This window comes from Albibacterium sp., assembly GCF_035514885.1.
In the GTDB taxonomy this organism is placed as follows: Bacteria; Bacteroidota; Bacteroidia; order Sphingobacteriales; family Sphingobacteriaceae; genus Albibacterium.
On record NZ_DATJCH010000012.1, the window covers coordinates 118,588 to 130,600 of the forward strand.

Genomic DNA, 12,013 nt, shown 5'->3' on the forward strand with positions numbered 1-12,013 from the left:
TAACAATTTTAAATAAGACATCAATGAAGAAATATATAAATAAAGGCCTTTTTATAAGCATGTTAAGCTTATGTATGGTATCGCTAAGCAATTGTACAAAACTAGATGAAAAACTGTACAATGAATTGAACGAGAATAATTTCTATAATAATAAACTTGAGGTAATGCAGGCCTCTTTAAGACCATTTACTCATATGCAAGCTTGGCTTGCACCTACAGGCCAAAGTGCCTATTATTATCATTCTGAACTTTCGTCTGATCAGTTGGCATGGCCTCAGAAAGGTCGTCATGGTTACGATGGAGGAGACCATTTTCGCCAGCATTATCATACTTGGACCTCAAATGAAGGTAGAATGAGAAGCACGTGGGAATTAATGTGGACAGGAGTAGGTTATGTGAATTCAGCCATAGAAGATTTATCAAAATTAGATTACGTTAAATTAGGTATGACCGAAACTGAAATGAACTCGGTTTTAGCTGAGCTAAAAGTATTGAGAGCTTTTCATTACATGAAAATTATGGATTTATGGGGAAATGTACCTATCGTAACCACCGTTGGTGAACCTGTAAACCCACCAACCCACCCTCGTAAAGAAGTATTTGAATTTGTTCAAAGCGAACTGGAAACTTATGTTCCCGCTTTACAACCTTATTCAAATGAATTAATTGGTCGAGTTTCACAAGCAGCTGGTTATGCTATGTTATCAGAACTGTATCTGAATGCAGAAAAATGGTATGGAACGCAGATGTGGGATAAGTGTATTGAAGCATCTAACAAAATTATTGATGGATCTGCCGGAGGTATTAATGGTGGACCAAAATTAGCCCCAGATCTAGAATTAAATTTCAGTAATGTCAATAAAACTTCACCAGAGGCGCTTTTTCAAGTTGCTTATAGCCGTAAAGGTGGTTTTGAATTTGGTTGGGGTGGATTCTTTATGGGTTACGATTCGATGAAAGAAGTGTTAAACGTAGGGTACGGAGGTTGGAATGCATTTGTAGTAGTGCCTAGTGCATTTGATGCCTATGCAGAAAATGATTTACGTAAAAAAGAATGGTTCCTATTTGGCCCTCAGTATAAATACCAAACAACTACTCCAGTTATGGGAAGTGAAGAATGGAGCGGAAAACCTCTTGTTTTCGTAAACAGTATTCGTCGTGAAAGTGAAGGTGATTTAACAAGTGAAGGTAGCATGGCTGAAGGAGAAGAAAATAGCGGTGCACGTTTCAATAAATATAAATCTGGAACCTTAGACGATCCTAATTACTTAGAAAATCATTATATCCTTTACCGTTTAACTGAAATCTACTTTAATAAAGCAGAAGCCATTATGCGAAAAAATGGAGGATCAGCAACATCCGAAGCAGTTGAATTGATTAATGCAAGTAGAAAGAGAGCATTCTCGGCCGCTGATTGGCCAGCTGCAAGATACACTACTGCCACACTAACTTTAGATGAATTGCTTGCAGAAAGAGGTAGAGAGTTTGTCTTTGAAGGAAAAAGGAGAACTGATTTAATTCGATTTGGCGAATACATCAATGGAACCTGGTGGGATCATAAGCCAACAGGAGATGTAAATAGGGAGATTTATCCAATTCCTCATACACAAATTGCAGCAAATCCTAATTTAATTCAGAATCCAGGATACTAAATCTTATTATTGCGAATAAAAAAACTAAAACCATTTACTTTGAAAAAAAACTTAATTAACGTCTACTTATTAATGCTGAGTACCACATTGGTCTTGACTAGTCAAACAAATGCAGTATTTGGACAAGAAAAATCAAATCCGATTCCATTACAGAATCTTAATGCCTTTAACGATCCAGGTAAAAGCTGGACTATTGTTGGAGATGTAAATGGCTACATTAATGTAGCCAATACTTTATCTGCCGTTAACGGAGAAGGCGTATTGCTTAATTTACCAACTAAAAAGGTGAAAGGAACAGACCTTTATACCTTGCTCGAATACGGTGATGTAGATGTTGAAATGAAGTTTTTAATGTCTAAAAACGGGAATTCAGGTATTTACTTACAAGGTCGTTATGAGGTACAACTCGGAGACTCATGGAATTTATCAAACAGTACTTCAGCTAGCAATGGTGGAATTTACAACTTGAAAGCACCTCGTATCAATGCATCAAAAGCACCGGGTTTGTGGCAGGATTTGAAAATTTCTTTTCAAGCCCCACGCTTTAATTCTTCAGGAGAAAAAATTCAAAATGCGAGAATCTTAAAAGTATTGTTAAACGGAGTATTGGTTCAGGAAAACGTGGAATTGTTTAATCCTACTCCGGGGGCAATCAGTAACCAAGAAGTAGCAAAAGCTGCATTACGAATTCAAGGAGACCATGGCGCTATTGCATTTAAAGACCTGGTTATCTCCGAAATAAAAGAGAAGGATGTGAAAGAGAATGAAGGGGGTTATGCCGCTGATCCTATTCTTGTAGAGGCAAATGAAAATACGATATTAAGAAGTTTCATGGATGTAGATAAAGACGTTCGAGTGGTACATGCAGTTTCTGTAGGTAGCGCTAATAACGTTCATTATACTTATGACATGGATCACGGTATGTTGGTGCAGGCTTGGCGTGGCCAATTTCTAGACGCAACACCTATGTGGGATGGTCGAGGTAATGGAACCTCGATTCCTATGGGTGCTGTTCAATATTTTGGCCATCCGGCTTTTACCCTTGCAAAGCTATCCAATCAACAGGAAGCTTGGCCTATAGATACATTGAATTCGCATTACAAGCCCGATGGTTATACAGTAGATTCTGTCGGTATTCCCACTTTTGTTTACAGAATCTTCGATTCAGAAATTAAAGACAAATTAAGTGTCTTAAATGATGGGAGTGGAATAAGTAGAGAAATCACGGTTGAAAATGGGAACGATATGTATGTAAGATTGGCGAAGTCCTCACAGATTTTAGAAATTAAAAACGGGTACTATCTTATTGGCGATAAAGAATATTATTTGCAATTACAGGATCCAAAGAGCCAAGTTGTTTTACGGGATGTAAATGGCGAGAAAGAGTTGATCGCTCCAATTAAGGATCATCTTAATTATTCAATATTATTTTAATCGAAATCAGATAAAAAAACTTGTTATATGTTATCGAATCTTATTCATTTTTATACTAAAAGCATCTTAATAGTTCTCCTTTCTTTTGGCACAATCTTAACATTTGCACAAGAAACACCTAAAGAGGAAGATTTCTATAAAATAGTAAAGTTGCCCGCTCCGGAGCATGTTTTACTTGAAGTAGGAGGTTTGGTTACTTTGCCGAACGGAAACTTGGGCGTATCCACTAGAAGGGGTGATGTTTATATTGTTGAAAATCCGACCAGTGCTAAACCTTATTTTAAAAAGTTTGCATCAGGTTTACATGAAATTTTAGGATTAGCCTATAAAGACGGTGCATTCTATGCTGCTCAGCGTGGAGAACTCACTAAATTAATAGACACAGATTTAGATGGTAAAGCTGATGTTTATAAAACCATTTACGCATGGCCTCTTTCTGGACACTACCATGAATATAGTTTCGGCCCAAAAATAGCACCTGATGGATCATTTTTTGTAACGGGCAATGTTGCCTTTGGAGATGAAGAATGGTGGCGTGGCGAAAGTAGAGTGCCTTGGAGAGGCTGGACCATGCAAATCTTTGAAGACGGAACCATGAAACCTTGGGCGACTGGTATGCGCTCGCCAGCTGGACCAGGTTTTATCAATGGAGAATTTTTTTATACCGATAATCAAGGCGATTGGTTTGGATCAGGAGGTCTTTGGCGAGTTCCAAAAGGCTCATTTACAGGACACCCAGCAGGATTGGTTTGGACCGGAGAGGCAAATTCTCCATTAAAGCTTAAACAGCAGACTCTCTTTGATTTAGTTGATGAACGTAGGATTAGAGATGAAAATGGAAGAGCAATAAAGCCTGAGAATATAATTCAAGGTGAATTTAAAACCAGAGCCGAAGCAAAGATGTCAATACCAGAACTTCAGCTTCCGGCAGTATGGCTTCCGCATGCAATTTTAGGTATTTCAAACTCTGAACCTATCGAGATTCCTGAAAATACTTTTGGTCCCTTTGCCGGTCAGGTCTTAATCGGAGACCAAGGGATGAGTATGATTACTCGAGTTATGTTAGAAAAAGTAGATGGCGAATATCAGGGTGCAGCAATTGCATTAAGAAGTGGTTTTCGTTCAGGAGTACTAAGATTAGCCTGGGCTAAAGATGGCTCCTTATTTGTTGGAGAAACGAATCGGGGCTGGGGCTCTGCTGGAGATGCAAACGAAGGTTTACAACGCTTAATTTTCAATCAAAAGGACATGCCTTTTGAAATGAAAAATATAAAAGCAATGCCAGACGGTTTTGAAATCGAGTTTACTTTACCTGTGGATAAAAATTCGGCAGAAGATCTTGCCTCTTATTCATTAGAGACATTTACCTATAAGTACAACTCGGTTTATGGTAGCCCAACGGTCAATCAAGAAACTTCTGTAATTAAAGGAGTAAAATTATCAAACGATGGATTAAAAGTTCGCATTGTAACCGATGATTTAAGAAAGCATTATATACATACTCTTACCTTAAATGGAATACGTTCTAAAGAATCTTTCTATTCTTTGATTCACCCTACAGCTTATTACACCTTACATAATATTCCAAGTGGAGCTAAATTGTCGTTGGCAGAATTAAGTACAAAAGATTCTTCAATTCCTGTCAAGAAACCATCGACCAAGTCAACTACTAAGGTAATACCGGAAAAGAAAACTGAAGCGAAAGCAAATGTAGAACGAGTGCCTACACTTTCAGAAGTACAGGGATTGTTAGCTAAAAACACTTGTATTGCATGTCATAATGCCGATACTAGACAAGTAGGCCCTGCATTTAAAGAAATTGCAAAAAGAAAATACACCAATGAAGAAATTGTAGAGTTAATCTATAATCCAAAACCTGCAAATTGGCCTGGTTACGCTACTGAAATGCCACCCATGCCTCAAGTTTCAAAAGGTGATGCTTTAAAAATAGCTGCATGGATCAATTCTTTAAATTAATTTAAGATAGCTCTCGCACTGTCTTAATAAGCATAAAAAAAACCTGTAATCTTTTGATTGCAGGTTTTTTAAATTTCAATGGGTATTCTTAATTTACAGCCAGATAAAGGATTCTGATGCACATGCGTGAATAACCTCACCCTTTGAATCCAAAGGTTGTAAAGGGTCCACTGGTTTATTATTAACACCATCTTCTGGTACGGGTATCGGTTCATTTGGATTCGCCGGCATGATGCGTATTTCGCCACATTCCGCTACTCCTGTAATATTTGCTGTAAAAATAATGGATTGTCCGTCCGGACTCCATGCCGCGTCAGTTTCTCGGAAACGTGATTGCGTTATTTGCTTTGGCGTGTTATCTTTCTGAACAGTTGTTGTAAACAGATGATCGGATTGTGTAAAGACGACTTGTTGTCCATTCCGTGATACTGCTATTCCTTCCGGTAATTGAGCATAATCGGGATATTCATGAATGATAATGCTTTGTTGATCCTCCTCAGATTGATAATTCTTTAAAATCGCTAATGCAAAACCTATGGATTCTCCTTGGGTATTGAGCGCTTCAGCAGATAATACCAAATCTTTGCCATTAGGTAAAAATACAAAATCTTTGACATGAGGAATACGTCCGGTAATTTGATTCTCAGTGTTAAAGAAAATAAGATCTGTCCGACTGATGGGGTCGTCTTCAGCTCTTGCAAGTGCTGCAAATAGATCTGTTTTTCCTATAGCAAAACGTGGAGTGTGTTCAATGATCACAGGAATCTCAATAGTTTGATACTCGGTTGGTGTTTGCAGGTTATGAACTTGGATCTGCGTATTCCCGCTAGTAAAATCGTTTTTATACCAGAGGAATTGCTTTGCATTTTCAGAAATTCTATAATTATCCCCTCCTGAAAAGAGTGTTATTTCCTGTTTTGATTGAAAATTATATTGAACCAACGCGCTTGCAGAAGAGTAATATAGCGTGCCATTTTTCTCTTGAATGTTAGAGTCAGTCTTTTTACATCCCACGGCTATAAAGAGAAGTATTAACACACAATATCCGGTTTTTTTTATAGGTAGCTTTTTCATAAAATTATCTTTAATTTCAACTGGATAGACCAAAGTTACTGAGAATGAGAGCTAAAATCATTCCATAAAAGGACTATTTTTGTAGTAATTTCATACTATCTAATATATTTAAAAAGCTATGTCCTACTGTTCTGCTATTGAAGCCATGCAATCTGAAGAAAAAAAGGCTTTACATAAGAAATATCACGATTTTCATTATGGTTTCCCGATTCACGACGATAATGAATTGTTTGGCCGGCTGATTCTGGAAATTAATCAAGCTGGTTTGAGCTGGGAAACTATCCTAAAGAAAGAATCTTCCTTCCGAAAAGCATACAATAATTTCAACATTGAGAAAGTTGCTGCTTATACAGATGCAGACAGGGAAAGGCTTTTATCGGATGCTGGTGTTATTCGCAACAAACTAAAGGTAAATGCAGCTATCGACAACGCGAAAGCTATTCTTCAATTGCAAAAAGAGTTTGGCTCATTTGAAAAGTGGTTGGAACATCATCATCCGAAAACGAGAGAGGAATGGGTAAAGTTATTCAAAAAGACATTCCGCTTTACAGGTGGCGAAATTGTAAACGAATTTCTAATGAGTATTGGTTATTTATATGGAGCTCATTCTGAAAATTGCCCTATTCACAAAGCGATTCTGAAGCAAAATCCAAAGTGGGTGTCGGGACGGCGATCTGATTAGCAATCCACAAATTTGACAATTAAAATCAATAAAATGTTTACAATAGCACAAATCAAGCAGGCGCACAGTAAAGTGCAATCAGGTGCAGATTTTCCCGCATATATTCAGGAAATTAAGCAATTTGGGGTAATGTATTTTGAAACATTTGTTTCAAATGGACGAACTGATTATTATGGTTCTAATGAATATAAAATAGCTGGACCGGCAGAGTACCCAGAGCTAACTATTGCAGATAGATGCAATATAGAACAGTTCAAGCAAGGCTTACAAGAGCATCAGCAAGGAAAGACAAATTATTTGACTTTTGTTGAAATGTGTGCAGAGTTTGGCATTGAAAAGTGGCAAATGCATATAGGAAAAATGACTTGTACTTATTTTGATAAATCAGGAAATGAAATCTTGAAAGAGCAAATCCCTCAATGATAAGAACAAGTTTTTTAAATTTGTTCTAGAAAGACGATTGAAGAAAATAAGAATGAACGAAAGAACGATAGCCAAAATTAATGAATGGGATAAATTCAATCATCTCTTTAAACGTCACGAATTACCTGCTAAAACAGTGCTTTTGCGTGAAGGAGATATTTCAAAAAATCTCTATCGTATAGAAAAAGGTTGTTTACGCACTTGGTTTAATAATGACGGAAACGATATAACAACCCAGTTCTTTTTCGAAGGAGATAGCGTCTCATCTCTTGAGAGTTTTAAAATGAATCAACCCAGTCTTTTTAGTATCGAAACCATAGAGCCTTGTATTCTACAATCTATATCAAGAAAGGATTTTCAGTTTGTTATGGACAGTACTCCAAGCATAAAATTGGATATTGAAGAGCATCTATTCAAAAGACTTGTCTACTGCCAAAAACTGCTTCTTTCACATATTAAAGACAGTCCTCAAAAACGTTATGAAGAAATACTGAATCAACGTCCGGATATTATCATGCGTATACCTCAACATTATATCGCTTCCTTTTTAGGTATTACAAAAGTTCATCTTAGCCGTATAAAAAGCAAATTGGCCAGAAAGGAATAATTGCGACGTTTAATAACAAATGTTATCGCTAGCCGCCCTTGGACGGTTTAATTTTGCTCTATAAAATAATATAAAAATGAGAGTAGCGATCGTATTTAATCATCCTTATGAAGGAAGTTTTGGAAACGCAATTTTAAATGCAATAACAAAAGGACTTAACGGTGCCAATCATGAAGTTGACCTTATGCATCTTGATAAAGACGGATTTAATCCTGTAATGTCAAAGGCAGACTTAAAAGCTTTTGTAGAACACAAACCTATTGACCCGCAGGTAATAGATTATAATGAACGCCTGAAGAAAGCAGACCACTTGATTTTTGTTTTCCCAATTTGGTGGGATTTGATGCCCGCAATGACCAAAGGGTTTATTGATAGGGTTCTTGCTCCGGGTGTTGTTTATGATCATCATCCAAGAGGTTTTGGATTAGTGCCTCTTTTAAAAAACATGAAAAGCGTAACCATTATCACAACAATGAATAAACCCAAAATAATGTATTCCTTACTTATTGGCAATTTAATCAGAAAAGCAATGTTAAGGAGTGTCTTTAAAACAATGGGTTATAAAAATCTTAAATGGATAAGCTTCAACAGAATAAAGGTCGTAAGCCAAAAGAAAAGAGTAAAATGGTTAAACGATCTTGAAAAACAATTTTCAAGATTTAAATAAGATTGTGTAATTGACAGTCTTATTTCCCAACAACTTCTTTTCGAAAATGAACGCCCCAATTTATAATCTCATCAAGTAGTGTATTCATTGACTGTCCCAAAGGAGTTAGAGAATATTCAACAGTTACAGGCATACTATCGTAAAGCTTTCTACTGATAATTTTGTTTATTTCTAAAGCCTTTAACTCTTGCGATAGCATTTTGGGTGATATGTCAACAATCTCTCGTTGTATCTCTCCAAATCTTTTATTCCCAAATGTTAAAGAAATGATAATGGGTATTCTCCATTTGCCTTGAATTACTTCCATGGTATCCCGCGTAACCATTAGTCTTTTTTGACAAACTGTATCCTTCTGATTCATAAATGTTTAATAAAATACTTACTTCTAGGTAACTACTTACCTATAGGTAACAACTATTCTTTAGATACCAAATGTAATTACTTTTGTATTGTATTTTAAAATTTAAATAAAAAAACAATGGCAAATTCAACAACATGGGCAATTGATCAAATGCACTCCGATGTGTTATTTAAAATTAAACATTTAGTAATTTCTAATGTAACAGGCTCATTCAAAAAGTTTGACGGAAAAATAGTTACTCAAGGAGATACTTTTAATGATGCGAAAATAAATTTTACGATCGATGTAAAAAGTATTGATACAAATCAAGCTGATCGTGATGGACATTTGAAGACAGGAGATTTTTTTGCTGCAGACTTATATCCCCAAATTACTTTTGAATCAACATCATTTACACATGTAGTGGGCGATGATTACAAAATGGCTGGTAATTTAACTTTAAGAGGAGTAACAAAGCCGATTGAACTCAATGTTGAATATGGCGGTTCTGAAGATAATGGATACGGAGTTCTAAAACACGGCTTTGAAGTAACAGGAGTAATTAATCGTATGGAATTTGGAATGACTTGGAATACGCTCACAGATACAGGTGGTCTCGGATTAGGAGAAACCATTAAGTTAATTGCGAACATCCAAATTGCAAAATCAGTTGAAGAAACAGCTGAAGCATAACACACAAAATTTAAAAGCCCTTGTTCGGCCCGAGAGCGAACAAGGGTTTGATTTGTTGCTCTACCAATTGTTGCTCTATATTTGTACCTCTATCACAGAAAAAAACAAATTTTAATCTCTCCCTATAATTTCTTTTCGATGTTCTATTCCCCAATCTGTCAGATTATTAATGATGGTCTGTAAGGTCTTGCCATGTTTCGTTAGTTCATATTGAATAGTCACCGGATGTGTGTCTAAAACTGTTCGTTTAACCAGTTTGTTTATTTCCAACTCCTTCAATTCTTTGCTCAGCATTTTGTTCGAGATGCCGATTACATCATTTAAAATATCAGAAAATCTTCTTTTATTATAATGGCAAATAGATGAAATAATATAGATTTTCCATTTCCCACTCAGCACATCCATCGCATCGTGGATAGCCATCATTTCCTGCTTACGATCCTGCTCAAACTCTTTTTTGCACTCCATAGGTTACTTTGTTACTTCAAGGTTACTGTTACTTTTATATACAAAGTTACTAAAATAAACTTCACTATAATACCTTTGTAGCTCAAACATAAATTAATAAATAATAAACAAAATGGCACAAAATAATTATGAAGGAGCGTTACAGAAACCGATTGGTTCAGGGTTTAGCGCTACATCCATTACAAGTGATGTAATTAAAGGTGTAAATCTTAACGGAAAAATCGCGATTGTTACAGGTGGTAACACAGGCATTGGATTGGAGACTGTAAAAAGCCTTTCTAAAGCTGGCGCTACCATCATCGTACCTGCACGAGATGTTGAAAAAGCAAAGAAGAACCTGCAAGGACTTGCCAATGTTGAAATTGAAGAGATGGACCTGGCAAATCCTGACTCTATCGATGCTTTTGCTGAAAAGTTTTTAAGTTCAAACAGACCCTTACACTTACTTATAAACAATGCAGGAATTATGTTCGTACCCTTACGTCGTAATTCAAAAGGATATGAATCGCAGCTTGCCATTAATTACCTTTCAATCTTTCAGCTTACTGCCAGATTGTGGGTAGCGTTAAAAAAAGCGAATAATGCAAGAGTGATAAACGTTTCTTCTCAAGGGCATCATTTTGCAGCTTTTGATTTTGATGATCCGAATTTCGAAAATCGAGCTTATGATATGTTGCAAGCGTATGGCCAGTCCAAAACTGCTGTTAATCTGTTTACCCTTGAATTGGACAGCCGTGCCAAGGCATCCGGCATCAGAGTATATTCAATTCATCCCGGGAATATTTGGGGAACAGAATTAGCCAGAGAGGCTCCAATAGAAATATTACAACAATTCGGCTTCTTGGATGACAAAGGAAATCCTGTTCCTGAAGTTGTCGCATGGTTAAAAACCATTCCTCAAGGTGCGGCTACAACGGTTTGGGCTGCTACAAGTCCTTTATTAGAAGAAATAGGGGGTGTGTATTTGGAAGATGTTGATATAGCCGAGTTAGCTACAGATCCGTCAATAGCCAGTGGCGTAAAACCCTATTCATTAGGTGAAAATTCTGCGAAACAATTGTGGAAATTGACAGAAGAATTGACCGGTATTATATTTAATATTGGTTAATTCATGAGTTATATTTCTTAACAGTAGAGTAGTAGAGGCAGAAAGACAAAGAAAATGTCTATTTCTCATATGAGCGAATCCCTATTTGAAATGCATGACTTCGATTCGGAAAATATTTCGTTTAATGATATATTGGGTGCTATTCATCCAGACGATATTGATTTTGTAATTAGAGCAGAAAATTTCTTAACCAAGTTTTTTCTTGAGAGAGTTAGTCGGAAGAAGTTAATGAGCTATAAAATTAGTTACAATCACAGGGCTAGATTAAAGAATGGAGAATACGTTTTGTTTAATCACCAGGCACTCATGCTCACGCTGGATGAAAGTGGAGGCTATGGTAAATCGCTAAATATTCACACCCGAATCGACCACATTAGTAATATTTCCAACTATAAGATTTCGCTTATCGGTTTACATGGCGAACCCTCATACATGAATTTAAGTATCGATGGAAATACCGAAGATCCTAAACCATTTTCTAAAAGAGAAATAGATATCATTAGAAATATTGGCGACGGTTTAAGTAGTCAGGAAATAGCGGAAAAGCTTTTTATAAGTGAGTTTACAGTTAAACAGCACCGCAAGAATATCTTGAATAAATCAGACTGCAAAAACACGGCTCAGTTAATCAAAAATAGCATACTGCAAGGACTAATCTGAGTCATTTCTAATAAAGTAATAACATTCCTCGAATTTCATAGAATCTTTTAGGGACATCCAAAGGATATTGTTAGGACCTGTTCCTACAATGTCCTTTGAATATTCCTTGAGCTATAATTGAATAATAGGATAGTTTAATGCCGAAGTCTTCTTGTTTATTTGCAATCGATAACAACGTTTTTGAGGTCAGAATCGATGTTATATCGGTCTGTTTTGTCATAGTATATT

Annotated in this window: 13 protein-coding genes; 10 read left to right on the forward strand and 3 right to left on the reverse strand. The window is 36.3% G+C overall.

Features of this window, described 5'->3' with window-relative positions:
- Positions 1 to 23 precede the first annotated feature (23 nt).
- From VL047_RS04345 to VL047_RS04355, 3 genes are read left to right on the forward strand one after another with little or no spacing between them, the layout of a single operon-like run.
- The gene (locus VL047_RS04345) at positions 24 to 1,652 is read left to right on the forward strand and encodes a RagB/SusD family nutrient uptake outer membrane protein (RefSeq protein ID WP_325358873.1); all 1,629 of its coding nucleotides are present in this window, start codon (positions 24 to 26) and stop codon (positions 1,650 to 1,652) included.
- A 39-nt stretch (positions 1,653 to 1,691) separates the two neighbouring features.
- On the forward strand, positions 1,692 to 3,086 hold the full coding sequence (locus VL047_RS04350) for a DUF1080 domain-containing protein (protein ID WP_325358874.1): 1,395 nt from the start codon (positions 1,692 to 1,694) through the stop codon (positions 3,084 to 3,086).
- Between the two features lie 27 nt (positions 3,087 to 3,113).
- The gene (locus VL047_RS04355; RefSeq protein ID WP_325358875.1) at positions 3,114 to 5,063 is read left to right on the forward strand and encodes a c-type cytochrome; all 1,950 of its coding nucleotides are present in this window, start codon (positions 3,114 to 3,116) and stop codon (positions 5,061 to 5,063) included.
- Positions 5,064 to 5,156: 93 nt separating this feature from the next.
- Here VL047_RS04355 and VL047_RS04360 read toward each other — a convergent pair whose 3' ends face one another.
- Positions 5,157 to 6,137 (reverse strand): hypothetical protein, encoded by a 981-nt coding sequence (locus VL047_RS04360; RefSeq protein ID WP_325358876.1) that lies wholly within the window; start codon positions 6,135 to 6,137, stop codon positions 5,157 to 5,159.
- Positions 6,138 to 6,255: 118 nt separating this feature from the next.
- Here VL047_RS04360 and VL047_RS04365 point away from each other — a divergent pair, with 118 nt between their 5' ends.
- The 4 genes from VL047_RS04365 to VL047_RS04380 all read left to right on the forward strand — a co-directional run bounded on the left by VL047_RS04365 (position 6,256) and on the right by VL047_RS04380 (position 8,516).
- Positions 6,256 to 6,819, forward strand: coding sequence for a DNA-3-methyladenine glycosylase I (locus VL047_RS04365; protein ID WP_325358877.1), 564 nt, complete (start codon positions 6,256 to 6,258; stop codon positions 6,817 to 6,819).
- A 33-nt stretch (positions 6,820 to 6,852) separates the two neighbouring features.
- Positions 6,853 to 7,242 carry a DUF1398 domain-containing protein gene (locus VL047_RS04370; RefSeq protein ID WP_325358878.1) on the forward strand — a complete coding sequence of 130 codons (390 nt, stop codon included), beginning with the start codon at positions 6,853 to 6,855 and terminating at the stop codon, positions 7,240 to 7,242.
- 52 nt (positions 7,243 to 7,294) lie between these two features.
- Positions 7,295 to 7,849 carry a Crp/Fnr family transcriptional regulator gene (locus tag VL047_RS04375; RefSeq protein WP_325358879.1) on the forward strand — a complete coding sequence of 185 codons (555 nt, stop codon included), beginning with the start codon at positions 7,295 to 7,297 and terminating at the stop codon, positions 7,847 to 7,849.
- 76 nt (positions 7,850 to 7,925) lie between these two features.
- Positions 7,926 to 8,516 carry an NAD(P)H-dependent oxidoreductase gene (locus VL047_RS04380; protein WP_325358880.1) on the forward strand — a complete coding sequence of 197 codons (591 nt, stop codon included), beginning with the start codon at positions 7,926 to 7,928 and terminating at the stop codon, positions 8,514 to 8,516.
- A 19-nt stretch (positions 8,517 to 8,535) separates the two neighbouring features.
- On the opposite strand, the gene VL047_RS04385 is transcribed toward VL047_RS04380, so the two are convergent.
- Entirely contained in the window at positions 8,536 to 8,877 is a 342-nt protein-coding gene (locus VL047_RS04385) for a helix-turn-helix domain-containing protein (protein ID WP_325358881.1), read from the reverse strand.
- A gap of 117 nt (positions 8,878 to 8,994) precedes the next feature.
- Here VL047_RS04385 and VL047_RS04390 point away from each other — a divergent pair, with 117 nt between their 5' ends.
- Complete coding sequence (locus tag VL047_RS04390) at positions 8,995 to 9,549, forward strand: YceI family protein (protein WP_325358882.1); 555 nt, start codon at positions 8,995 to 8,997, stop codon at positions 9,547 to 9,549.
- Between the two features lie 111 nt (positions 9,550 to 9,660).
- Here VL047_RS04390 and VL047_RS04395 read toward each other — a convergent pair whose 3' ends face one another.
- Entirely contained in the window at positions 9,661 to 10,017 is a 357-nt protein-coding gene (locus VL047_RS04395) for a helix-turn-helix domain-containing protein (protein WP_325358883.1), read from the reverse strand.
- A 112-nt stretch (positions 10,018 to 10,129) separates the two neighbouring features.
- Here VL047_RS04395 and VL047_RS04400 point away from each other — a divergent pair, with 112 nt between their 5' ends.
- Together VL047_RS04400 and VL047_RS04405 are read left to right on the forward strand one after the other, a co-directional pair.
- Positions 10,130 to 11,125: an SDR family NAD(P)-dependent oxidoreductase gene (locus tag VL047_RS04400; protein ID WP_325358884.1), complete on the forward strand. Its 996-nt coding sequence runs from the start codon at positions 10,130 to 10,132 to the stop codon at positions 11,123 to 11,125.
- A gap of 69 nt (positions 11,126 to 11,194) precedes the next feature.
- Complete coding sequence (locus tag VL047_RS04405) at positions 11,195 to 11,785, forward strand: LuxR C-terminal-related transcriptional regulator (protein ID WP_325358885.1); 591 nt, start codon at positions 11,195 to 11,197, stop codon at positions 11,783 to 11,785.
- Positions 11,786 to 12,013: the final 228 nt, after the last annotated feature.